Source organism: Microtetraspora niveoalba, from assembly GCF_001570405.1.
Taxonomy (GTDB): Bacteria; Actinomycetota; Actinomycetes; order Streptosporangiales; family Streptosporangiaceae; genus Microtetraspora; species Microtetraspora niveoalba.
In genome coordinates, this window is record NZ_BBYM01000034.1 from 61,753 (window position 1) to 85,646 (window position 23,894).

The 23,894-nt window shown below is 71.9% G+C and carries 18 protein-coding genes; 9 read left to right on the forward strand and 9 right to left on the reverse strand.

The window, feature by feature from the left end; translation table 11 throughout:
* Window positions 1-38 precede the first annotated feature (38 nt).
* Entirely contained in the window at window positions 39-479 is a 441-nt protein-coding gene (locus tag AWQ70_RS29395; protein WP_067183068.1) for a sterol carrier family protein, read from the reverse strand.
* Between the two features lie 334 nt (window positions 480-813).
* On the opposite strand from AWQ70_RS29395, the gene AWQ70_RS29400 reads away from it, so the two are divergent.
* The gene (locus AWQ70_RS29400) at window positions 814-2,826 is read left to right on the forward strand and encodes a PhoX family protein (protein WP_067183070.1); all 2,013 of its coding nucleotides are present in this window, start codon (window positions 814-816) and stop codon (window positions 2,824-2,826) included.
* A gap of 91 nt (window positions 2,827-2,917) precedes the next feature.
* Here AWQ70_RS29400 and AWQ70_RS29405 read toward each other — a convergent pair whose 3' ends face one another.
* The gene (locus AWQ70_RS29405; RefSeq protein ID WP_067183170.1) at window positions 2,918-4,348 is read right to left on the reverse strand and encodes an MFS transporter; all 1,431 of its coding nucleotides are present in this window, start codon (window positions 4,346-4,348) and stop codon (window positions 2,918-2,920) included.
* An 80-nt stretch (window positions 4,349-4,428) separates the two neighbouring features.
* Here AWQ70_RS29405 and AWQ70_RS29410 point away from each other — a divergent pair, with 80 nt between their 5' ends.
* Entirely contained in the window at window positions 4,429-5,085 is a 657-nt protein-coding gene (locus tag AWQ70_RS29410) for a TetR/AcrR family transcriptional regulator (protein ID WP_157530575.1), read from the forward strand.
* Here AWQ70_RS29410 and AWQ70_RS29415 read toward each other — a convergent pair.
* On the reverse strand, window positions 5,025-6,524 hold the full coding sequence (locus AWQ70_RS29415; RefSeq protein ID WP_067183077.1) for an MFS transporter: 1,500 nt from the start codon (window positions 6,522-6,524) through the stop codon (window positions 5,025-5,027). The genes AWQ70_RS29410 and AWQ70_RS29415 overlap by 61 nt on opposite strands.
* Window positions 6,525-6,708: 184 nt before the next feature.
* Between AWQ70_RS29415 and AWQ70_RS29420 the strand changes: the two genes are divergently transcribed.
* On the forward strand, window positions 6,709-7,542 hold the full coding sequence (locus tag AWQ70_RS29420) for a collagen-like domain-containing protein (protein WP_157530577.1): 834 nt from the start codon (window positions 6,709-6,711) through the stop codon (window positions 7,540-7,542).
* A 192-nt stretch (window positions 7,543-7,734) separates the two neighbouring features.
* Here AWQ70_RS29420 and AWQ70_RS29425 read toward each other — a convergent pair whose 3' ends face one another.
* Entirely contained in the window at window positions 7,735-8,898 is a 1,164-nt protein-coding gene (locus tag AWQ70_RS29425; protein ID WP_067183082.1) for a PucR family transcriptional regulator, read from the reverse strand.
* Window positions 8,899-9,003: 105 nt separating this feature from the next.
* Between AWQ70_RS29425 and AWQ70_RS29430 the strand changes: the two genes are divergently transcribed.
* Window positions 9,004-11,115 (forward strand): M6 family metalloprotease domain-containing protein, encoded by a 2,112-nt coding sequence (locus AWQ70_RS29430; protein ID WP_245647202.1) that lies wholly within the window; start codon window positions 9,004-9,006, stop codon window positions 11,113-11,115.
* Window positions 11,116-11,405: 290 nt separating this feature from the next.
* Window positions 11,406-12,476 carry a tellurite resistance/C4-dicarboxylate transporter family protein gene (locus AWQ70_RS29435; protein WP_218004709.1) on the forward strand — a complete coding sequence of 357 codons (1,071 nt, stop codon included), beginning with the start codon at window positions 11,406-11,408 and terminating at the stop codon, window positions 12,474-12,476.
* Between the two features lie 44 nt (window positions 12,477-12,520).
* Here AWQ70_RS29435 and purL read toward each other — a convergent pair whose 3' ends face one another.
* The 5 genes from purL to AWQ70_RS29460 form a co-directional block, all read right to left on the reverse strand.
* Window positions 12,521-14,773, reverse strand: a complete 2,253-nt coding sequence (purL, locus tag AWQ70_RS29440) for a phosphoribosylformylglycinamidine synthase subunit PurL (protein ID WP_067183088.1) — start codon at window positions 14,771-14,773, stop codon at window positions 12,521-12,523.
* Between the two features lie 48 nt (window positions 14,774-14,821).
* Window positions 14,822-15,505: a phosphoribosylformylglycinamidine synthase subunit PurQ gene (purQ, locus tag AWQ70_RS29445; RefSeq protein WP_067183091.1), complete on the reverse strand. Its 684-nt coding sequence runs from the start codon at window positions 15,503-15,505 to the stop codon at window positions 14,822-14,824.
* Window positions 15,506-15,718: 213 nt separating this feature from the next.
* Window positions 15,719-16,195: an ATP-binding protein gene (locus AWQ70_RS29450; protein ID WP_245647203.1), complete on the reverse strand. Its 477-nt coding sequence runs from the start codon at window positions 16,193-16,195 to the stop codon at window positions 15,719-15,721.
* Between the two features lie 122 nt (window positions 16,196-16,317).
* Window positions 16,318-16,563 (reverse strand): phosphoribosylformylglycinamidine synthase subunit PurS, encoded by a 246-nt coding sequence (purS, locus tag AWQ70_RS29455; RefSeq protein ID WP_067183092.1) that lies wholly within the window; start codon window positions 16,561-16,563, stop codon window positions 16,318-16,320.
* Window positions 16,564-16,623: 60 nt separating this feature from the next.
* Window positions 16,624-18,330 (reverse strand): PucR family transcriptional regulator, encoded by a 1,707-nt coding sequence (locus AWQ70_RS29460; RefSeq protein WP_067183095.1) that lies wholly within the window; start codon window positions 18,328-18,330, stop codon window positions 16,624-16,626.
* A gap of 115 nt (window positions 18,331-18,445) precedes the next feature.
* On the opposite strand from AWQ70_RS29460, the gene AWQ70_RS29465 reads away from it, so the two are divergent.
* The 4 genes from AWQ70_RS29465 to AWQ70_RS29480 all read left to right on the forward strand — a co-directional run bounded on the left by AWQ70_RS29465 (window position 18,446) and on the right by AWQ70_RS29480 (window position 23,879).
* Window positions 18,446-19,771, forward strand: a complete 1,326-nt coding sequence (locus AWQ70_RS29465; protein ID WP_067183097.1) for an MFS transporter — start codon at window positions 18,446-18,448, stop codon at window positions 19,769-19,771.
* A gap of 175 nt (window positions 19,772-19,946) precedes the next feature.
* Window positions 19,947-21,563: an amidohydrolase gene (locus AWQ70_RS29470; RefSeq protein WP_067183100.1), complete on the forward strand. Its 1,617-nt coding sequence runs from the start codon at window positions 19,947-19,949 to the stop codon at window positions 21,561-21,563.
* A 229-nt stretch (window positions 21,564-21,792) separates the two neighbouring features.
* Window positions 21,793-22,908, forward strand: a complete 1,116-nt coding sequence (pdhA, locus tag AWQ70_RS29475) for a pyruvate dehydrogenase (acetyl-transferring) E1 component subunit alpha (RefSeq protein WP_067183103.1) — start codon at window positions 21,793-21,795, stop codon at window positions 22,906-22,908.
* Window positions 22,905-23,879 (forward strand): alpha-ketoacid dehydrogenase subunit beta, encoded by a 975-nt coding sequence (locus AWQ70_RS29480; protein ID WP_067183105.1) that lies wholly within the window; start codon window positions 22,905-22,907, stop codon window positions 23,877-23,879. The genes pdhA and AWQ70_RS29480 overlap by 4 nt, the downstream gene beginning before the upstream one ends.
* The last annotated feature ends 15 nt before the right edge of the window (window positions 23,880-23,894 follow it).

Consider the following 23,894-nt stretch of genomic DNA (forward strand, 5'->3'; position numbering starts at 1 on the left):
CCGGCGCCGACGAGGGCGATGGTCGTCCGGGTGCCGGGTCAGCGGACCGGGAGGTAGGGCGACAGGTCGGCGCGTGACCCGCTGGCGGCGACCCGGCCCGCCGCCAGTGCGGCCTCCCAGGAGAGCCGCCCGGCCGCCAGTTCCAGCCAGGTGCGCGGGTCCGTCTCGATGACGTTCGGAGGGGTGCCGCGCGTGTGGCGCGGCCCCTCCACGCACTGCACCGCCGCGTATGGGGGCACCCGCACTTCCACCGTCCGGCCGGGCGCGCGTGCGGCCAGCTCGTCGAGCAGGTGCCGTACGGCGAAGCGAGCCGCGTCCCGGAGGGGGTCACGGCCGTCGTCGTACGCGCGGAGCACCGCCGCGACGCAGGCGGCCGGCACCGCCGCGTCGGGCCCGGTGAACGACGTTTCCCCGAGGGCGGAGAGCTGGGCGTCGAGGGCGGTACGGACCTTCGCCGGGTCGAGTCTGCGTGGCGGCATCCGCCCATTCTCCCCCGCGCCCGCCGCCGTTCCTCTCCCGCTCGTCTCCCGCGAGCGCCGCCTCGTACCCGCGTGGACCCGGGATCACGGTCGGCCGCGCGTCACGGGCAGTCCTCCGCCCTGTGCCGGGTCGGCTTCCGCGGGAGTGGGCAGGGTTCATCGGCTGGGCGGCCGGGATTCACCTGCGGTTCGAGCGCCGGCCGTACCGTCCGACGGAGAGCCGTCCCGAGTGCTCGCTCACCGCTAGAACCCCCATGGAGGAGCTGTGGCGAATCCGTCGCCGCGCCGGGTCCTTCCGTTGCTCGAAACCCCGCACAAGGGTGGCCGCAGCGCGATGACCTGTCGTTTCCGTTGTGGAAATGCCTGCGACCACGACATGCCGAACACGACCGGCAACGACTATTTCGGTGATCTCGCCGCCGCGGCCGTGTCGCGGCGCGGTGCTTTGCGTGCGGGGGCGATCGGCGCCCTGGTCGTCACGGCGGGTGCGGCCGGCGTGGCGGGAGCCGTACCGGCGGCCGCCGAGCCCGGCGCCTCCGCGCTGTCCGGCGGGAAGCACGGGAAGCCGGGCGGGGCGGGACTCGCGTTCGCCCCGGTCGCGCCGAACACGCAGGACGCCCTCGTCGTGGCCGACGGTTACGAGTCCGCCGTGGTGGTGCGGTGGGGGGATCCGGTCACCCCGGACGCTCCCGCGTTCGACTTCGAGAACCAGACGGCCGAGGCGCAGGCCCGGCAGTTCGGCTACAACTGCGACTATGTGACGTTCTTCCCGTTGGGGCCGAACCGAGGTCTGCTGTGGGTGAACCACGAGTACACCAACGAGGCGTTGATGTTCCGCGGGTACACCGACGGCGGCGCCGCTTCCGCCGAGCAGATCAAGATCGCTCTGGCGGCGCACGGCGGCTCGGTCGTCGAGATCCGCAAGAACGGCGCCTCGGGACGGTGGGAGCTGGTCACCCAGGGCCGGCGCCGCTACAACCGGCGCGTCACCGCCCAGACGAAGTTCGCGATCAGCGGCCCGGCGGCAGGCGGCGCCCTGCTGAAGACCGCCGCCGACCCGTCCGGTCGCACCGTGTACGGCATGCTGAACAACTGCTCGGGCGGGACGACGCCGTGGGGCACCGTCCTCACCTGCGAGGAGAACTGGAACCAGTACTTCGTCGGCGGGAACGGCGTGCCGGAGGCGCAGAAGCCGTACCTCGCGCGCTACGGCGTGAGCACGACGGCGGCGATCCCCTCCGGCAGCCGCAGGTTCGACCGGGTCGAGGAGCGCTTCGACCTGGCGAAGCACCCGCAGGAGATCAACCGGTTCGGCTGGGTGGTGGAGATCGACCCGTTCGACCCGTCCTCGACCCCGGTGAAGCGGACGGCGCTGGGGCGCTTCGCGCACGAGGCCGCGACCACGACGCTGGCGAAGGACGGTCGGCTGGTGGTCTACATGGGCGACGACGGCCGGTTCGAGTACCTCTACAAGTTCGTCTCCTCCAAGCGGTACATCCACGGATTCGACCGGCACAACCGGACGCTGCTCGACGAGGGGACGCTCTACGTCGCGAAGTTCACCGGTGACAGCCCGGCGGCCGAGATCGACGGCTCGGGGAAGCTGCCGTCCGACGGCGCGTTCGACGGCTCCGGCACCTGGATCCCGCTCGTGACCGGCACGCGCTCGCACGTTCCGGGCATGACGGCCGAGGAGGTGCTCGTCTACACGCGGGCCGCGGCGGACAAGGCCGGGGCGACCAAGATGGACCGTCCGGAGGACGTGGAGCGCAGCCCGGTGAGCGGGGCCGTCTACGTCGTGCTGACCAACAACAGCAACCGCGCTGCGGCCAACGTGGACGAGGCCAACCCGCGGATCGGCAACAAGCACGGGCACATCGTCGAGATCCTCGAGTCGGGGAACGACGCGGGCCGCACCACGTTCGCCTGGTCGATCCCGCTGGTCTGCGGCGACCCGAACGACCCGTCCACGTACTTCGCGGGCTTCGACAAGACGAAGGTCTCGCCGATCTCGTGCCCGGACAACATCACCTTCGACGCGGAGGGCAACCTCTGGATCTCGACGGACGGGAACGCGCTGGCCGCCAACGACGGCCTGTTCGCGATGCCGCTGCGCGGTCCCGAGCGCGGCCACGTCCGCCAGTTCCTCACGGTGCCCCGCGGCGCGGAGACGTGCGGTCCGCTGATCAGCCCCGACCAGCGCAGCGTGTTCGTCGCCGTGCAACATCCGGGGGAGATCGACGGCGCGACCCCGGACAACCCGGCCAGCCGGTGGCCCGACGGCGCCCAGCCCCGCCCGTCGGTGGTGGTGAGCTGGCACCGGCAGGGCAGGAAGATCGGCTCCTGACGGAGGTTTCCCGTACGGCCGGCGCGGCGCGGCGCCGGCCGTACGGGTTCCCGCCGGCCGTGCGACCGGTACGCCGCGGCGTGCCGGAAGATCAGGCGACGGGCTCGGCGACGGGCTCGGCGACGGGAGCCTCGACCGGCGCGGGCGCCGCGCGGCGGCGGGCCCGGAGCGCGTACAGGCTTACCGGGACCCCGGCCAGGACGATCGCCGCGGCGACGAGCAGCGTGAACCGGTACGACTCGAGGAACGTGTGCATGGGCGGACCGCTCAGCGCGCTCTGCCGGTTGCTCATGATCGCTCCGAGGATCGTGATGCCGAGCAGCCCGAACACCTCGCGGGAGACGTTCAGGACTCCGGACGCGACGCCGATCCGGTCGGCGGGCATGACACCGAGGATGACGTTGGTCAGCGGCACGAGCAGCCCGGCGCCCGCGCCGTACAGGAGGAACCAGGGCAGCAGGTCGAGATAGCGGCTTCCCTCGCCCGCGGCGGACAGTCCGGCGATGGCGACGGCCATCAGGCCGAGCCCGGCGGCGACGGTGGGGGCGTTGCCGAACCTGCCGGCGATCCGGGGGGAGATGATGGCGACGGCCGCCGTGAGCAGGGCCATCGGCACGAAGCCCGCGCCCGCCTCCGTGGGGCTGAATCCGAGGGCGTTCTGCAGGTAGATGGCGGTGAAGAAGTAGATGCCGAACACGCCGAACGACCACAGGCCCTGTGACAGCAGCCCGCCGCTGAACACCCGCTCGCGGAAGAGCGAGAGGTCGATCATGGGCCGGGAGGCGCGCAGCTCGGTGACCGCGAAGGCGACCGCTCCGGCCGCCGCGACGCCGAACGCGACCAGGATCGGCGCCGAACCCCAGCCACGCGACTCGCCCTCGATGAGCGCGTAGGTCAGGGCGAACAGCGCGACCGCCGAGAACGTGAGGCCGGGCAGGTCGAGCCCGCCCGGGCGGCGTTCCGCCTTCGGCACCCGGATCGTCAGGAACCCGAGGACCGCGGTAACGGCGCCGATCGGCAGGTTGATCAGGAAGATCCAGCCCCAGTGGGCGTTCTCGCTGAGCAGCCCGCCGGTGAGCGGGCCGACGGCCAGCGCGAGGGCGCCCACGGCGCTCCAGACGCCCACGGCGGCGGCACGCTCGCGCGGGTCGGGAAAGATCGCCGAAAGCAGGGCGAGCGCGGTCGGGGTGAGCAGGGCCGCCCCCACCCCCTGGAGCGCGCGGGCCGCGATCAGCGCCTCCTGGCCGCCCGCCAGTCCGGCCGCCACCGAGGCCGCGGTGAAGACGGCGAGACCGGCGAAGAAGACAGCCCTGGCGCCGAAGACGTCGGCGAGCCGCCCGCCGACCAGGAGCAGCCCGGCGAACACCAGGATGTACGCGCTGACGATCCATTCCAGGCCCGAGATCGTCAGCCCGAGGTCCCGCTGGATGGTCGGGAGCGCCACGTTGACCACGTTGTTGTCCAGATAGCTCATGAACGTCGCGAGGGCGATCGCGACCAGAGCCCACCATTTCCGCTGCATGTCCACTCTTCCTATACGAGGTACTTGTACAACGTACATGTACGCTGCATAGGAGAACTTGTACGTCGTATAGTTGTCAAGTGGGTTCCGAGAAGCTGACCAGGGAGACGCTCGTCGAGCGTGCGGTCCTGCTCGCCGACGCCGAGGGACTGGAAGCGGTCACCGTCCGGCGTCTGGCGCAGGAGCTCGGCGTCACGCCGATGGCGCTGTACTGGCACGTCAAGAACAAGGAACAGCTTCTGAACTGCCTGGCCGACCACCTGCTCAAGGAGGTCACGCCGGAGTTCGACCGCGGCGCTCCGTGGAACGTGCGCGTGCGCGCGATGGTCGAGGCACTGATCCGGCTGATGCGGCGGCACCGGTTCCTGCCCGCCCTGTTCGCCATGATCGGGAAGGGCGAGGTGGAAAGCTTCTCCCGGGCGACGGAGACGGCGCTCGGCCTGCTCCGCCAGGCGGGGTTCTCCCTCCAGGAGGGCTATCTGATCTCGACGTACCTGCTGCACGGCGCGATGACGCTCGTCGATCAGGAGCCGTGCGTGCCGCCCACCGTGCCTCCGGAGGAGGCGGACGAGTGGCGGCGGCAGAAGCGGCTGGCCCTGGAGTCCCTGCCCGCCGACCAGTACCCGTGCATAATCGAGTACGCCCAGACACTCGGGGAGGTCGACGTCGAGGGCTACTACGCGCTCGGCCTGGACCTGCTGCTCGGCGGCGTCGAGACGCTGGCCGCCCGGCGATGACGCCGCGAGGCCCGTGGCGCGCGGGCCAGCGCGGAGAACACCGCGGCGAGCACCGCCAGCCCGAACAGCACGGCGTAGGTCCGCCAGAAGCCCGTCATGAGCTGGTCCAGCGCGACCGGGCTCAGCTGGGAGAGCGTCCCGGCGTACACCTGGTCGCGAAGCTGCGGGGTGACCGCGCTGGTCAGCACGCCCAGCGTGAGGGCGATGCTGACCGCGACCCCGATGTTCATCGCCATCAGGCGGAAGCCGTTGACGACGCCCAGGTTCTCCGGCGACAGGCCGCTCATGACCTGCGTGGTGTTGCCGGTCAGGAACGTCCCGCTGCCGCAGCCGGTCACGAACAGCCCGAGCGCGAGGATCCAGTACGGCGTCGCCGGGCCGGCGCCGAGCAACAGGATCAGCAACCCGGCGCCGGTGAGCAGGCTCCCGCCGAGGGCCAGGGCGTAGGAGCCGACCCGGCGGCCGAGCGCGCCCGACACCGGCGATCCGAGGGCCATCCCGGCCGCCATGGGCAGCACGCCGAGGCCGGCGGTCAGCGCGTCCGCCCCCTGCGCGGCCTGGAAGTACAGCCCGGCGAGCAGGATCAGCGAGGCCCGGGCCACCGCGTTGCAGAGCGTCGCGAGGTTGGCCATCAGGAGCACCCGTTCCGCGAGCATGCGGAAGTCCAGCACCGGGTTGGCCGCCCGGCGCTCGACGAGCACGAGCACCGGTACGAGCGCCAGGGCGATCAGCCCGGCGACGAGGCTGCCCTCGCTGACCGCGAACAGCGTCGCCGACAGCGCGGCGAACACGATCAGGTTGCCCCCGGCGTCCAGGGACTGGCGGGGGCCGGTCGCGGGCAGCCTGCGCAGCGTGGACATCCCCCAGACCAGCGCGAACAGCCCGGCGGGCACGTTGATCCAGAAGATCCACCGCCAGCCGAGGAGGTCGGCGATGAGCCCGCCGAGTGTCGGCCCCGCGAGCTGGGCGACCGAAAGGACGCCGAAGTAGAGGCCCATGCCCTGGCTCAGCCGGTCCGGGGGGAAGGCGTCCGTCATGATGACGGTCCCGTTGGCGATGATCATCGCCGCGCCCAGGCCCTGCACGGCGCGCAGCGCGATCAGCGCGCCCACGCCGGGAGCGAGCCCGGACAGGAGTGAAGCGGCCGTGAACAGGGCGAACCCGACCAGGTAGATCTCGCGCCGGCCCATCAGGTCGGACACCCGGCCGAAGAACACCAGGGTCGCCGTGTTGACCAGCATGTACGCCAGCAGGACCCAGTTCGACGCCAGCGGGCTCGCGTCGAAGTGCCGCACGACCGCGGGGAGGGCCACGTTCAGCGTGCTGGCGCTCATGCCGATGAGCAGCATCCCGAGCGAGGCGACGGAGCAGACGCGCCAGGCGTACCGCAGGGCGGGGGCGTACTCCGGCATACCGGGCTCCAGCGGGACGCTCACCATGCTCGTGATTCTCGTGTACGTCCTACGTGTGATGACGTGGCGATCCCATGTGCCGGGACTCGAGTTCTGATACTTGAGATGCGATTGTGATGTTTGGTGAGTAATCCATTGGAACGGTCGAACCGTCCCTTCAGCATCACAAGAGTTCTGAGCACTCACTCTTGCTTTCAGAAGGGATGCCTCCGTGGCTATCAAGTTGCCGGGTGGACGCACGATCGGTGTTCTGTCGGTCGGTGTGCTCGCCGGATCCCTGTTCGCGGTGGGCGGCATGGCCACCGCCTCCTCCGCCTCCTCCGCCGCCAAGGTCATCTACGGCTGCGTGAACAAGAAGTCGGGCTACGTGCGCATCGTCAACGCGACGACCACGTGCAAGCCGACCGAGTACAAGGTGTACTGGAACCAGGCCGGGACCCCGGGCCCCGTCGGCGTCGGCGGCACCGGACCCACCGGCCCGCAGGGTCCCCGCGGTCTCCAGGGCGAGCGCGGCCCGCAGGGTCCCCAGGGCCCGAAGGGTGACACCGGCGCCACCGGTCCGCAGGGCCCGAAGGGCCAGGACGGCGCCAACGGCACCAACGGCAAGGACGGCGCCCCCGGCGCCAAGGGCGAGAAGGGCGACACGGGCCCCGCCGGCGCCAAGGGCGACAAGGGTGAGAAGGGCGACCGCGGTCTCCCGGGCGAGAAGGGCGAGAAGGGCGATCGCGGTCTCCCGGGCCAGAAGGGGGACACCGGCCCCGCCGGTCCTCAGGGGCCCAAGGGTGACCCCGGCACGGGCGGATCGGTCACGCCCAAGGTCGTGACGCAGTCCTTCGACTTCGGGCACGGCAGCTCCCGGCCCGTCATCGTGTCCTGCGGCAACGGCAAGACGGCCACCGGCGGCGGCTTCACGATGACGGACGGCAGCAGCTCGGCGCAGATCTACGAGAGCGCCCCCTACCCGGCGACCAACGGCGGCACGCCGACCGGCTGGAAGGTCTCCGGCAAGAACGCCTCGGGCATCGCGTACGCCATCTGCGTCTAGCCCGAGCACGCTTCTGAGCGAGTCGGCGGCGGACGGGGACCCGCGGGTCGCCCCCGCCGACGGCCCGCCGTCACAGCAGGCAGGAGAGGAGGCCCTTCCGGACATCGGCGCCGGAAGGGCCTTCGCTCTCACGGGGGTTTCGCGGGAGGGCCGGACATCGTGTCCCGCGTCAGGGAACGCCCGGCCGGACCGTCACAGGGCCCTGCCGGGGTCGGCCAGGGGCGAGGGGTAGCGGCCGGACAGGCGGGCCAGTTTGAGGCTGAGGTGCAGGCTGAGCCGTTCCACACCGTCCCTGAGGTCGGTCCCGGCCAGCTCCTCGACCCGCTGCAGGCGGTAGTAGAGGGACGTGCGGTGCAGGCGCAGGCGCCGTGACGTGGCCTGCGCGTTGCCGGCCAGGTCGAGGTAGGTCTCCAGCGTCTCCAGCAGCGGCCGGTGCTGGGCGTCGTCCAGCAGCCTCTCCAGCCCCGGATGGAGGTTGTCGTGGGGGACCCGGGTGAGCATCCGGTACACGCCGAGCCGGCTCCACTCCGCCGAGTGCCCGAGCTCCGGCACCTTGGCCGCGACCTCGGCCGCGTGCAGGGCCTCCTCGTACGACTCGACGGCCCGCGCGAGCGTGGGGCGGGGCGCCCCGATCCCGATCAGGACCGGTGTCCCCAGCGCCGCCCGCATCTCCTCGGGGAAGGCGGCCGTGCCCGCGGTGAGCAGCACGGCGTGGTCGAAGCGCACCTGGTGGAGCGGGTGGTGCCCGGCCAGGCGACGCCGTACGGCGAGCAGGCCGCGCTCAAGCGTCAGCCGCAGCGCCTCGTCGGCCTCGGCGGCGAGGGGCCGGGCGACCGCCACCGTGACGGGGGCGGCGCGGGGGAAGGCGCCCGCCTCGATGAGCGTCCTGGCGGCCTCGGCCTCCCCGCGCAGCAGCCCCATGGTGGCTTCGAGCTCCCGGCGCGAGGCCAGGCCGGAGGCCAGGCTCTCGTGGAAGAGGATGAGGGCCAGCTCGGGCGCGGCCGCCGCCGCGACGGCGATCTCGGCGTCCGTCATGGCGGGGTCGACGTCGAGGAACCAGAGGAAGCCGAGCGGCCGGCCGTCGTGCGGCACCGGGACGCAGACCCGCGGCAGCAGCCCGAGGCCGGCGGCCCCGGGGGTGCGCAGGGGCCCGGCGGCCTCGTGGATGCCGGCCGCCCGCAGGAAGGCGCGCACCTCCGGCGTGGTGTGGCGGCGCAGGATCGAGTCACGGCGGACGTCGTCCATCGGTCCGTCCTGCTCGCTGTACGCGATCACGCGTTGCCGACCGTCTTCGAGCAGCAGCGGCCGGTCGAGGCGCGCGGCCAGATCGTCCACGATGCGCTGTAGATCCGCCACCCTGCCTCCAACTGGGCGTTCCAACATCTGTCGGATGGGCGTCCGTCGGTCTTCCCTACATGTGACCGATGATCTGCGTCAAGGCGATATATAGCGTCTTGGATCGTGAAAGCCCCCAGAAAGCTGCTCCAGTGCCTGTTCGCGGCCATTGTGGTGGTCCCGGCGGCACTGGCGGCGACGCCCGCGTCCGCAGATCCTTCCCAAGATCCCGAGCACCCGTGGCGGCGTGATCACTGGCCCCAGACCCAGCCCTGGCAGCGGGACCAGCCCGACGAGTCGCAGACCATGCGCGGTGGCCGCCCCTCGCGGGTGGTCGCGCCGATCGACCCGCAGAACTGGACGAACCCCGACCACATGACGTGGGCGGACTACAAGAAGATCCCCGGCGCCGACTGGTCCGACCCCGGCAAGAAGGGAACGGTGCGCACCTTCAAGGGGGCGCTGGTGCTGCTCGACTACCCGAACCAGCCGTTCGTCGTCACCCGCCCGAAGGGGTCCACCGTCTTCGGCAACCCCAGCGCCGAGGGGCACGACATCCCGCGTGACCAGGTGGCCAAGTTCTACCAGGACTTCCTGAACACCCCGAACCAGCTCAACAAGGGCCACACCATCCACGAGTACTGGATGGAGGACTCCGGCGGCCGCTACGGCGTCGAGCTGACCGGCTTCGGCCCTTACACCATGCCGGGCAAGTCGCACGAGTACGCCATGGAGTACCAGCGCGACGCCTGCCCGGCGGGCGACGCCTGCGACAAGAACCTCCGCACCGACGGCAACGCCGCCTGGCTCGCGGACGTCGGCCAGGAGGTGGCCGACGGGTTCGACTTCGTCTTCTACGTCAGCGCCGGCCAGGACGAGTCGTCCACCTGGCAGGAGTTCGGCATGATGAAGTTCCCCACCAAGGAGGACGTCACCGACGACTTCGGGCCGCCGGATGCGAACCTGCCGAACTGGTCCAAGACCCGCTACGTGGACTGGACGTCCTGGGCCTCGGGCTCCACGTTCTGGCCCAACGCGCGCTTCGGCATCGACTCCGTCCAGACCGAGAGCTCCGGCATGGGCGTCTACGCCCACGAGCTGAGCCACATCATGGGCATCGCCGACAACTACAACAACCCGTACGGCACGCCGATGCGGCGGGCCTACACCGGCATCTGGGAGATGCTCAGCCGCGGCAGCTTCAACGGGCCGGGCGGCCCGCACAGCCGCTGGCTGATCCCGCCCACCGCAGGCGCGTCCATGGGCGCCCAGCACATGCTGCGCAACAAGATCAAGCTGCAGATGGTGGACGAGCAGAACGTGCTGCGCCTGTCGCGGGAGGCGCTCCGCGACTCCGGCCTCGTCGTCGCCGACGTCACCGCCCGTGCCGTGCAGCCGGGCAAGAACGGCCTGGCGGGCGTCAACGTCGCCTTCGACACCGGTGACAAGTCCAACGGCTCGTGCGACACCCGGACCGATCCGCTCTGCGACGGCGGCGGATACGACAACTACACGATCGAAGTCGTCGACCGGATGGGCACCGACTCCTTCACCCCCGACTCGGGCGTGCTCCTGGCCAAGACCAAGGACCAGGACCGGTCCCCGTTCGAGTGGGTGATCGACGCCAACCCGCAGGACATCGGGATGACCGACTACGTGCTGCCGGACGGCACGAAGGTTCCGATCACGATCGGCGACTACCGCCAGCTCTCCGACGCGCTCTTCCACGCGGGCACCGACTCCGGCAGCCAGTACGAGTACGTCGACCAGGCCAACCGGCTGCACTTCTACGTCGTCGACGTGCGCCGGGACGGCAAGGGGACCCTGTCGTACACGGTCGCGGTCCGCTCGCTGGACGGCGCCGGCCCGCAGAAGCGCGGTGTCCGGCTCCTGCCGGGCGCGGGTGTCCCCACCGCCCAGAAGGGGGTGTCCACCTGCCGGTTCCCGCTGTTCAACACCGGCAAGGCGGCCCCGGCCCGGGGACAGCACCCCGAGGACGTCAGCGCCTACCTCGGCAGTGACCTCTACCGGCTGAAGGCGGAGGTCCAGGGCACGGGCTGGACGGCCGTCACACCGAACGAGCTCGCGGCCGTCGAGTTCGGCGGGCACGAGTCCGTCACCGTCCACGCCCAGCGTTCGGACGGCGGCAGCCGGCTCGCCACGGTGAAGCTGACGGCCACCTCCGAGAGCGACCCCACCAAGTCGATGACCGCCACCTGCCACGTCGTGGGGCTGTAGCCGTACGACAGCCGTACGACAGCCGTACGGCACGCCTGAGAACGCCCTCCCGGACACCCCTCCGGGAGGGCGTTCCGCTGTGCGCGGCCCGGCAGCTTCAAGGGCGGGGAATGTTCGCGGCGGCGGCCGGTACGCGTTCGGGCGTCACCGGAGGCGGCACCCTCCGGCGCGGGGTATCCCCTCCCCAGCCGGCCCGAGCGGGGAGCGCCGTCGCGGGACGGACCGGCGCCGGGCATCCCCTCCCGGGACGGCCCGAGCGGGAGCGGCGGCGGCGAGGACGGGGAGGGCGTGTGACGCCTCTGACGCGGTCGGCGGAGACGTTGCGCGGCGCCGTACGCGATCTGCATCCCGCCTATTTCGCCCTGGTCATGGCCACCGGCATCATCTCGGTCGATCTGCGCACCGCGCACGCGACCGCGCTCTCGGCGGCGCTGATGTGGGTGGCGGCCGCGGCCTACGCCGTCCTCCTGGCCCTCACCCTGGCGCGGATCGCCGCGTATCCCCGGAGGCTGCTGCGGGACCTGCACGACCCGCACCGGGGGTTCGGGTTCTTCACGTTCACCGCGGGGACGGACGTGCTCGGCACCCGGCTCGCCCTGGACGGCCACGTCGGCACGGCGACGGCGCTCCTCGCCGTGGGCGGGCTGAGCTGGATCGTCCTCGGCTACGCGGTGCCCTGGGCGGCGGCGCTGAGCCATGACGGCAGGGAGTCCCTCGGCGGCGCGGAGGGGAGCTGGTTCGTGTGGGTGGTCGGCGGCCAGTCCGTGGCCGTGCTGGCGGCGACGCTGGAGCGGACGGCCGGCGCCGGGCGGGACGCGGTCGCGCTGCTCGCCATCGTCTTCTGGGCCGTCTCCGTCTGCCTCTACGCGCTGGTCGCGATCTGCGTCGCGCTGCGGTTGATGCTCTACGCGATCCGGCCGGGCGATCTCACCCCGCCGTACTGGGTGGCGATGGGCGCCACCGCGATCAGCACGCTCGCCGGGGCGCAGATCGCGACCATGACATCGGCGCCCGCCGCGCTCGCGACGCACCTGTTCACGCCGCACGTGTCGCTGATCTTCTGGGCCTTCGGCACGTGGCTCTATCCCGCGCTCGTCTTCATCGGGTGGTGGCGGCACGTGCGGCGCCGGGTCCCGCTGCGCTACGACCCGGGGTGGTGGAGCATGGTCTTCCCGCTCGGCATGTACGCGGCGGCCTGCCACAACCTCGGCGAGGTCATCGCGGTCCCCGCCCTCGTCGGCATCGGCGCCGTCCAGGTGTGGATCGCGTTCGCGGCGTGGCTGATCGCGATCGCCGCCATGCTGCGGCGCTTCGCGGGGGAGTACGGGCTTCGCCGGGGCCGGCCGGGCCCCGGCGAATGACACCGCGTCGAATCACATGCGTCGAATCACATGCGTCGAACCGGTCAGCCGAAGATCGCGGGGAGCGGCGCGGCGTGCGCCTCGCGCAGCTCCGCGACCGGGATCTCGAATGCACCCTCGACGGCCAGCGACGTGCCGCCGGTGGAGCCGAGGCCGTAGCAGGGGACCTCGTGCCGGCCGCACAGCTCGGCCAGCGCCTCGAAGGCCTCCGGCCGTACGCAGACCAGGGCGCGGGACGCCGACTCGCTGAACAGGTCGACGAACGCGTCGTCGCCGGGCAGCGACACGGTCGCGCCGACCCCCTGGGCCAGGCACGCCTCCGCGAGGGCGATGGCGAGGCCCCCGTCGGACAGGTCGTGCGACCCCTCCAGCAGGCCGTCCCGGGCCGCCTCGACGAGCACGGACGCGAGGGCGCGCTCCGCCTCGAGATCGACGGCCGGCGGCAGTCCGCCGAGGTGGCCGTGCGTGACGTGCGCCCACTCCGACCCGCCGAACTCGTCGCGGGTGTCGCCGAGCAGCACCACGCGCAGGCCCTCGGCGGCGAACCCGGACCTGACCCGCCGCGCGACGTCGTCGATCACGCCGAGGACGCCCACCACGGGAGTCGGGTTGATCGCGGTGGACCCGGTCTGGTTGTAGAACGACACGTTGCCGCCGGTCACCGGCACGCCGAGCGTCTTGCACGCGTCCGCGAGGCCGCGCACGGCCTCCGCGAACTGCCACATCACCTCGGGGTCCTCCGGCGAGCCGAAGTTGAGGCAGTTGGTCACCGCCAGCGGAGCCGCGCCGGTCACGGCCACGTTCCGGTACGCCTCGGCGAGCGCGAGCTGTGCCCCCGCGTACGGGTCGAGCCGGGCGTACCGGCCGTTGCCGTCCGTCGCCAGCGCGATGCCCCGGGTGGTCTCCTCCGCGCCCGGCATGACCTCGGAGACCCGCAGCATGCCGGAGTCGGCGGGCTGGGCCAGGACGGTGTTGCCCCGGACGTACCGGTCGTACTGGGAGGTCACCCACTCCTTGGAACCGAGGTTGGGCGAGCCGAGCAGCCGCAGCAGCGTGTCGCGCAGGTCGTCGGGGCGCGGCAGGCGCTCCGGGCCGTCGGCGTTGAGCGCGGCCTGCCCGGCCGGCTCGTGGAACGGGCGCTCGTAGACCGGGCCCTCGTCGGCGGCGGTGCCCGGCGGGATGTCGACGATCGTCTCGCCGTCCCACGTCATGACGAGCCTGCCGGTGTCGGTGACCTCGCCGATGACGGTCGCGGGCACGTCCCACTTCTCGCAGATGGCCATGAACGCCGGGATGTCCTCGGGCGTGACGACGGCCATCATGCGTTCCTGCGACTCGCTCATGAGGATCTCCTCGGGCCGCAGCGTCGGGTCGCGCAGCGGTACGAGGTTGAGGTCCACGGTCATGCCGCCGGTGCCCTTGGCGGCCAGCTCGGTCGTCGCGCACGAGACGCCGGCCGCGCCGAGGTCCTGGATGCCCACGACCACGTCGGCCTGGTAGAGCTCAAGGCAGCACTCGATGAGCAGCTTCTCCATGAACGGGTCGCCGACCTGGACGGCGGGCCGCTTGGCCTGCGACTCGTCCTCGAAGGTCGCGGACGCCAGCACGGACGCGCCGCCGATGCCGTCGGCGCCGGTACGCGCGCCGAACAGCACGACCTTGTTCCCCGGGCCGGGAGCGGTGGCGAGCTTGATCTGGTCCTTGCGCAGCAGGCCCACACACAGCGCGTTCACGAGGGGGTTGCCGATGTAGCAGGGGTCGAAGACCACCTCGCCGCCGATGTTCGGCAGGCCCAGGCAGTTGCCGTAGTGGCTGATGCCCTCGACCACGCCCGGCAGCACCCGCCGGGTGTCCTGCTGGTCGGCGCCGCCGAAGCGCAGCGAGTCCATCACGGCGATCGGCCGGGCGCCCATCGACATGATGTCGCGGACGATGCCGCCGACGCCGGTGGCCGCACCCTGGTGCGGCTCGACGTACGACGGGTGGTTGTGCGACTCGATCTTGAAGGTGGCGGCCCAGCCGTCGCCGATGTCCACGACGCCGGCGTTCTCGCCCATGCCGACCAGCAGGGCGTCCGACTTGGGCGCCTTGGTGCCGAACTGGCGCAGGTGCACCTTGGACGACTTGTACGAGCAGTGCTCGCTCCACATCACCGAGTAGATCGCCAGCTCGGAGCCGGTCGGCCGGCGGCCGAGGATCTCGCACACGCGCCGGTACTCGTCGTCCTTCATGCCCAGCTCGGCGTACGGCATCGGCTCTTCGGGCGTCTCGGCGGCCCGCTTCACAGAGTCAGTCATCGAATACCTCCAGCGTGGAGACCCCGGGCTTCAGCCGTGGGGAGGGAGTCAAACGTTCACCAGCTTCTTGAGGATGGAGGTGAAGAAGCCCCGGCCGTCCACGCTGGGCGCGCCGGTGAGGTCCTCGACGGCGTGCTCGGGGTGGGGCATGAGGCCGACGACGTTCCCGGCCTCGTTGGTGATGCCCGCGATGTCGTTCATCGAGCCGTTGGGGTTGCCGCCGACGTAGCGGAACACCACACGGCCGTCGCGTTCGAGGGCGGCGACGGTCTCCGCGTCCGCGACGTAGCGGCCCTCGCCGTGCTTGACCGGCAGCACGATCTCCTGGCCGGCCTCGAAGTCGCCGGTCCAGGCGGTGTCCGCGTTCTCCACGCGGATGCCCTGGTCGCGGCAGATGTAGTGCAGGCCCTCGTTGCGGGTGAGCGCCCCGGGCAGCAGGTGCGCCTCGCAGAGGATCTGGAAGCCGTTGCAGGTGCCGAGGACCGGCAGGCCCGCGCGGGCGGCCGGGATCAGCTCGTCCATCAGCGGCGAGAACCGGGAGATCGCCCCGCAGCGAAGGTAGTCGCCGTAGGAGAACCCGCCGGGGAGGAAGACCGCGTCCACCCCCTTGAGGTCGTGGTCGGCGTGCCAGAGCGGCACCGCCTCGGCTCCCGCGAGCCGTACGGCACGGGCCGCGTCCTGGTCGTCGAGTGTTCCGGGAAAGGTGACGACGCCCACTCGGGCAGCGTTCATGACAGGTCCCCCACGGTTCCCCTCCAAGGCATGGGCGCGCGCACGCCACCGCCTCATTCACGGGCGGCGGTCTGTGGCGGTACGCCTCAGGTTATCGGGTGAAGCCAAAACCGCCCAATCTGAGGGGGCGATCTCCGTACCGGCCGGCCGCGGGCGGGTGGGCGGCGGGGCGTCGGGCGGACGACGGCGGGGGCGGGGGAGGGGGCCGCCGGGTCAGACGGCGGCGAGCTGGCGGTCCAGGGTGAGGAAGCGGGCGACGGCGTCCTCGTCCCAGGCCAGGTCCTTGGCGAGCCGGACGGTGGTGCCGCGGCCCGGCGTGATGTCGAAGGAGATCTCGTCCACGACCGACTGCATGATCAGGATGCCTCGGCCGTGCTCGGCGTCTCCGGGAGGGTACTGGCGGGGGATCGCGTTCAGCCCGTGACCGCGGTCGATGACCCGGACCTCGCAGCGGCCCGAGCCGATGGCGGCCGTCACCCGGTAGCGATCGGCGGGGCCGCCGTGCCGTACGGCGTTCGCACACGCCTCCGACGTCGCCAGAAGAATGTCGGAGACGCAGCTCTCTGTCACGCCCAGCGACCGCAACGCGTCGCCGAGCACCCGGCGGACCAGGGGAATGCCGATCGCATCCCGTGGTAAAGCCAGCGAGAACTCGATGTCCACCGGACCCCTCCCGGTGTTGAAGGTCACCGTGAAAGGCTTCCCCGAGGAATCCGGGCTAACCGCAAAATGACGCGCCTGTTATTCAGTGGTCGCGCCAATGTTACGTCTTAGGTGCTTTGTCGGCTTTTTGATGTGTGAAATGTGCTGTTTTACCGCTCCACACGAACGGTGAAATCCTCGATCACCGTGTTGGCCAAAAGGGTTTCGGCCATCTTCCGGACCTCGGCGAGAGCGGCCTCGTCGGCCTCGCCCTCGATCTCCACCTCGAACCGCTTGCCCTGCCGTACGTCGCTGACGCCGGAGAAGCCCAGCCGGGGCAGCGCGCGGGCGATCGCCTGGCCCTGGGGGTCGAGAATCTCCGGCTTGAGCATGACGTCGACGATGACGCGCGCCACTGATGTCCTCCTGGGCTGGTGTCCGGTGTCGCGGTCAAGCGTATCCGCAGGCGCGCGGTCTCATCCCCGGCGCCCCGGCGGGACCATCTCCTCCAGGGAGAGCGCGAGCCACAGCTCCAGTCGGTGCCGGGGGTCGCTCAGCGACCTGCCCGAGACCCGCTCGGCCGTGCGCAGCCGCATCCTCAGCGTGTTGCGGTGGACCCGCAGCCGGCGCGCCGCCGATTCGAGGTTCTGCGCGCAGTCGAGGAACGTGCGCACCGTGGCCAGCAGCGCGGTGTCGTGCTGCGCGTCGTGGTCGCGCAGCGGGCGCAGGACGATCTCCGCGAAGCGTCCGGCCCCGTCCGGGTCGATCGCGTCGCGCAGCAGCGCCCACGGCTCCAACTCGTCCACGTGCCCGTATCCCCCCTGCGCCCGCCCCGCGACGGCGGCCGCGTGCCGTACGGCGGGGGCGATCTCGCGCAGATCCGCGGCGCGGCAGCCTCCTGCCGCGATCTCCCGCCCGGTGAGGGCCGTCAGCCGCTCCGTGAGGGCCAGGCCGAGGCGCGGGGTCGTCTCGGGCACCACGAGGACGAGCCCCTCCGGGCGGGCGCAGACGAAGGTGAGCTCCTCGGCGGCGGGGTCGCCGAGCACGTCGGCCAGCGCGTCGATCGCCGCCCCGGCCAGATCCGCGTGGTCACCGCCCGGCCGTCCCGCCCGGACACCTCCCGCCGGTCCGTCGCCCGCGCGGTCGCGGGGGCGCGCGACCACGACCTCGTAGGGAGGCGGGGCCACCGGGCAGACCTCGGCCAGCCGGTCGGCGGCGTACGGCATCGCCGCCTCGTCGGCGTCCAGCACGCCGGCGAGCAGCGCCGCCCGCTGCGCGTGCGCCCGGGTGCGGGTCCGGTGGGCGCCGATCAGGTCGAGGGCGAGCAGGCAGGCGGCCTGGTTGGCCAGCACGCGTACGTGCCACTCGACGGGGCCCGCGCACCAGAGCGCGAGCCAGCCGCGGGGCGGCCCGGAGAACCCGAGGCTCTGCACCAGGAGCACCCGCTCGCCCCGGTCGATGGAGATCGCCCGGCGCGGGGTCCCGGCGGAGTCGCGTACCGCGGCGACGGCCTCGGCGTGCCAGTGCCGCCCGTTCGTGACCGGCGAGCCGGGGAGGCGGCCGGCGGCCGGGGAGGTCGCGGAAACGTCCACGGCGCCCGTGACATCTGTGGTGGCCGTGCCGCTCGGGGACGGGGAGGCGGGGCAGGCGCTTCGAGGCCGTCCACGAGGGTCCAGGAGCAGTGTCTCGCCGCCCGTATGCTCTGCCAGCGCCCGCAGGATGCCCAGGGGACCGGCCCGCAGCGCCGACCGCGCCATCGCCTCCTGCGCGGCCACCGCACGCCGTTCGCCCCGCACGCGCTCGTCCGCGTGCCACTGGGCGACGGCCTCGGCCACGGCGATGAACGGGGTGACGCCGATGATCTCAAGTACGGGCAGCCGCAGCTCGGCCGCGGCCTCCAGGACCTCCGGAGGCACGGCGGTGATCCGCTCGTCCAGGGCGAAGGCCAGGGCGGCGCATCCGGCCCCCGCGAGCCGCCGCACGTAGCCGCGCCGCCCCTCGGGCGTCGGCGGCAGCCCGAGACCCACGGTCATCACCAGCTCCCCGCCGCGCAGCCACGGCACGGGGTCCGGCAGCTCGGTGACGTGCGCCCAGCGGACGCGGTTGCCGACGCCGTCCTGGCCGGTCAGCAACCGGATCTCCAGGCCGGGCATGGCGAGCACGTCGGCGACGGTCAGCGGCATGGGACCCCCTGTGCGGTTTGCACTCTGATAACACCCACGACGGGCGATTTGCCCAGGTTAATCCCTGTTCGAGGGGACCTAAGGTCGCAGAATTCCCAGCTCACCGGAGGACCACATGGACGGACGCGCCCCCTCGCCGGCAAGCGCCCCCCGCAGGGCGGCCTTCGCGGCGTTCGTCGGCACCACCATCGAGTGGTACGACTTCTACGTCTACGCGACGGCCGCCGCCCTGCTGTTCGGCGACCTGTTCTTCCCGGCCTCCACCGACCCGCTCGTCGGTGTGATGGCCTCGTTCGCGACGTACGCGGTCGGCTTCTTCGCCCGCCCCCTCGGCGGCATCGTCTTCGGCCACTTCGGCGACCGCGTGGGACGCAAGTCCGCGCTGGTCGTCACGCTCCTGATGATGGGCGCCGCGACCTTCGTCGTCGGCCTGCTGCCCACCTACGCCAGCATCGGCGTCTTCGCCCCCGTCATCCTCGTGGTGCTCCGCTTCGTGCAGGGGCTCGCGGTCGGCGGCGAGTGGGGCGGCGCGGCGCTGATGGCCGTCGAGCACGCGCCCGAGGACAAGAAGACCTTCTACGGCGGTTTCGCCCAGCTCGGGAACTCGGCCGGAGCCCTGCTCGCCACCGGCGCGTTCAGCCTCATGACGATGCTCGGCGACGAGGCGCTGCGCGCCTGGGCGTGGCGGGTGCCGTTCCTCGCCTCCGCCGTGCTCGTCCTCGTCGGCCTGTTCATCCGGCTCAAGGTCGAGGAGTCCCCGGTCTTCCAGCAGGTCCAGGCCGAGACCCCGGCGGAGCTGCCGATCAAGGAGACGCTGCGCACCTCGTGGCGGCCCGTGCTGCTCGGCATCGGCGCCCTGCCCGTCGCCGTCGGCGGGTACTACATCGCCACGACGTTCCTGCTGGCGTACGCGACCGGCCCCGACGTGGGCGTGTCCGAGCAGCTCGTGCTCAACGGCCTCAGCTTCGCGGCCTTCGTCGAGCTGGTCGCCACCCTCGGCGTGGCCTGGCTCGGCGACCGGTTCGGCGGCCGCCGGGTGGTCATCATCGGCCTGGTCGCCGTCGCCGCGCTCGCCGTGCCCCAGTTCATGGTGATGGGCTCGCACAGCGCCGTGCTGATCTTCCTGCTGATGGGCGTCATGCGGCTCGCCATGTCCGCCACGTACGGCCCGATGGCGACGCTGCTCGCCGAGATGTACGCCCCGCGCGTCCGGTACACCGCGATGTCCCTGGCGTACCAGGTGGCGGGGGCGATCTTCGGCGGGCTCTCCCCGCTCGTCGCGACCGCGCTGGTCAAGGCGGGCGGCGGCGGCCCGGCCCCGGCCATCGGCCTGCTCATCGGCATGTGCGCGCTCAGCGTGGTCTGCCTGTCGTTCGCCCCGCGTCACCGCGACGTGCCGGTCGGCGCCGCCGCGCCCGGGCGGGCGTCCGCCACCGCCTGAGAGCCCGGCCTGAGGGCGGCTTTAGAACCCGGCCTGAGAGCCCGGCCTGAGCGATCCGGGATCCGTCCGGGATCCCGTCACCCGGGAACCACGGTTCGGAACCCACCCCGAGGAACGCGGCGCACGCGTTCCCCGGCCAACCACGATCAGTCATTCACGATCCAGAGGAGGAGAGTTGTCGTCGATCGTCGTCACCAATGCCAAGGTCCGCACCATGGACCCGGCGCGGCCGGTCGCCGAGGCGCTCGCCGTACGCGACGGGCGGGTGCTCGCCGCGGGGCGGGCCGAGGAGGTGCTCGCGGCCGCCGGGCCGGGCGCGGAGGTGATCGACGCGGCCGGACGCACCGTCCTGCCCGGCTTCATCGACCCGCACAACCACCTGCTCTCCACCGCCGAGTCGCTGGTCTCGGTGGACGCCCGCTACCCCCGCGTCGGCAGTGTCGCCGACCTGGTGGCGGCCATCGCCGCCGAGGCCGCGATCACCCCGGCGGGCCAGTGGATCAGGGCGTTCGGCATGGACGACGCCAAGTACCCCGAGAGCCGCCCGACGATGCGCCAGATCGACGAGGCCACCACCGAGCACCCGGTGATCATCTACCACGTGTCGGGGCACCAGGCCGTCGTGAACTCCGCCGCGCTGGCCTGGCGCGGCATCACCGCCGACGTCGCCGACCCGGCGGGCGGCGCCTTCCTCCGCGACGAGGGCGGGCGGCTCACCGGCATGGTGCTCGACTCCGCCATGGAGCTGCTGCTGCCGCTCGCGGTCGACATCGGCTGCCACGGCCCCAACTTCCACACGGACCTGCCGGCCGAGCAGCTCCTCTCCTGGCTCACCTCGGCCGGCGAGGCGTACCTGTCCGCCGGTGTGACCACCGTGTGCGACCCCCAGGTGTCCCGGCGCGAGCTGAAGATCTACCGGGCCGCGCGGGCGGCGGGCACGCTGCCCGTGCGCACGATCTGCATGCCGCTCTCGCACATGCTCGACGACCTGACCGAGATCGGGCTGGCCGGGCCGTTCGGCGACGACTGGCTGCGCCTCGGCGCGATGAAGTTCTACGCCGACGGCACGCTGCTCGGCGGCACCGCCCTCTTCAGCGAGCCGTACGGCGAGCACGGCCAGTTCACCGGCTCCACCTACCACTCGCCCGAGGAGCTCACCGCGCTCGTACGGCGGGCCGCCCAGGCGGGCTGGCAGGTCGGCATCCACACCCAGGGCGACCTCGCGATGTCGTACGCCCTGGACGCGATCAGGGCGGCCGTCGCGGTCACGGGCGACGACTCGCGGCCCCGCATCGAGCACTGCGGCCACCCCACCGAGGCGCAGGTACGCGACTTCGCCGCTCTCGGCGTGATCCCCGTCAACCAGCCCAACTTCCTCTTCGACAGCGGCACGGACTTCGTCCGCCGGCTCGGCGAGAAGCGGGGCCACCGCCTCCAGCCGATGCGCGAGGAGATCGACGCCGGGCTGCGCCCGGTGTTGTCCAGCGACGCCTTCGTCTCCTCGCTGCGCCCGATGGAGACCGTCGCCAACGCCGTACGGCGGCGCACCCGCGAGGGCGGGCCGATCGGCGCGGAGCAGGCGGTGACCCTGGACGAGGCGCTGCGCGCGCACACCATCGACGCCGCGTACGCGGTCCGGATGGAGGACAGGATCGGCTCGCTGACCCCCGGGAAGCTGGCTGACGTGGTCGTCCTCGACCACGACGTCGACACCCTCGACGCGGACGGACTGGCCGGGGTGGACGCGTGGCTGACTATGATCGACGGCCGGGTGGTGTACCGCGCCGGCTGAGACAGAGCTCCTCTCGCGCCCACCTGATGACCATGGTTCGCCCAAGGGGTTCGGGGAACGTGGAAGGGTGGGCGTCGAGAAGGGGCTTGCGCGGCGGGGAGTGGCCTCTGCCACGATGTCCGCATACGCGGCCGGTATTCACACCATGGACGCCGACCGCGTGAGGACCCGGCCGTACTCGGGTGGTGACCCCACACGCGCGCGGCCCTAGATCGCACAGGAGTGGCACGTGACAGCCGAAGCCCCTCGCGGTGCCGACGCACCCCCGGAGCTCATCCAACTGCTCACGCCGGAAGGCGAGCGAGTCGAGCACCCCGACTACGACATCGAGCTGACCGCCGAGGAGGTGCGCTCGCTCTACCGGGACCTCGTCCTGGTGCGGCGCGTCGACCTGGAGGCCGTCGCCCTCCAGAGGCAGGGCGAGCTCGGACTCTGGGCCTCACTGCTCGGGCAGGAGGCCGCGCAGATCGGCTCCGGCCGGGCGCTGACCGACGCCGACATGGCGTTCCCCACCTATCGTGAGCACGGCGTGGCCTGGTGCCGCGACGTCGACCCGGTGAAGCTGCTCGGCATGTTCCGCGGCGTCAACCACGGCGGCTGGGACCCGTACGAGCACAACTTCCACCTGTACACGATCGTCATCGGCTCCCAGACGCTGCACGCGGTCGGCTACGCCATGGGCGTGCAGCGCGACGGCGCCGAGGCCGCCACGATCGTCTACTTCGGCGACGGCGCCACGTCCCAGGGCGACGTGAACGAGTCGTTCATCTGGGCGTCGGTGTTCAACGCCCCGGTCGTGTTCTTCTGCCAGAACAACCAGTGGGCGATCTCCGAGCCGCTGGAGAAGCAGACGCGCATCCCCCTCTACAAGCGCGCCTCCGGCTTCGGGTTCCCCGGCATCCGGGTGGACGGCAACGACGTGTTCGCCTGCCTCGCGGTGACCCGCAAGGCCCTCGCCGACGCGCGCAGCGGCCAGGGGCCGACCCTGATCGAGGCGTTCACGTACCGCATGGGGGCGCACACCACCTCCGACGACCCCACCCGCTACCGCGTCGCCAACGAGCTGGAGGCGTGGAAGCTGAAGGACCCGATCGAGCGGGTCAAGGCGTACCTGTTCAAGAACCAGCTCGCCGACCAGGAGTTCTTCGACAAGGTCGACGCCGAGGCCGACGCGCTCGGCAAGGACGTGCGCAGGCGTTGTCTCGAACTGCCCGACCCCAAGCCGGAGGCGATGTTCGACCACGTGTACGGCGGGCCGCACGCGCTGGTGGACGAGGAGCGCGAGCAGTACCTCGCGTACCTGGCGGGATTCGAGGGCGGGGCTGAGACGGGGGCCGAGCGATGACGACACTGACCCTGGCCAAGGCGGTCAACGAGGGCCTGCGCCGCGCGATGGAGGAGGACTCCAAGGTCCTCGTGATGGGAGAGGACGTCGGCAAGCTCGGCGGCGTCTTCCGGGTGACCGACGGCCTGCAGAAGGACTTCGGCGAAGACCGCGTGATCGACACCCCGCTCGCCGAGTCCGGCATCATCGGCACCGCCATCGGGCTGGCGCTGCGCGGCTACCGGCCGGTGTGCGAGATCCAGTTCGACGGGTTCGTGTTCCCCGCCGCCGACCAGATCATCACCCAGCTCGCCAAGATGCCGCTCCGCTCGCTCGGCGCGGTCAAGCTGCCCGTCGTCGTGCGCATCCCCTGCGGCGGCGGCATCGGCGCGGTGGAGCACCACTCCGAGTCGCCCGAGGCGTACTTCACGCACACCGCCGGCCTGCGGGTGGTCGCCTGCTCCAACCCGGCCGACGCGTACACGATGATCCAGGACGCGGTCCGCTGCGACGACCCGATCATCTTCTTCGAGCCCAAGCGCCGTTACTGGGACAAGGCCGAGGTGGACCTCGCCGCCGCCGGCCTGCCCCTCGACCGGGCCAGGACCGCGCGTCAGGGCACGGACGTGACGCTGCTCGCGTACGGCCCGATGGTGAAGACCTGCCTCGCCGCCGCGACCGCCGCCGAGGAGGAGGGGCGCGACGCCGAGGTGATCGACCTGCGCTCGCTCAACCCGCTCGACCTCGACGTCATCACCGAGTCGGTGCGCCGTACCGGCCGGTGCGTGGTCGTCCACGAGGCGCCGGTGTTCAGCGGGTTCGGCGCCGAGCTCGCGGCACGGATCACCGAGCAGTGCTTCTACAACCTGGAGGCCCCGGTGCTGCGCGTCGGCGGGTTCTCCACGCCCTACCCGCCGTCCCGTCTCGAGGACCACTACCTGCCCGACCTCGACCGCGTGCTCGACGCGGTGGACCGCGTCTTCGCCTACTAGGAGAGGGAGGATCCT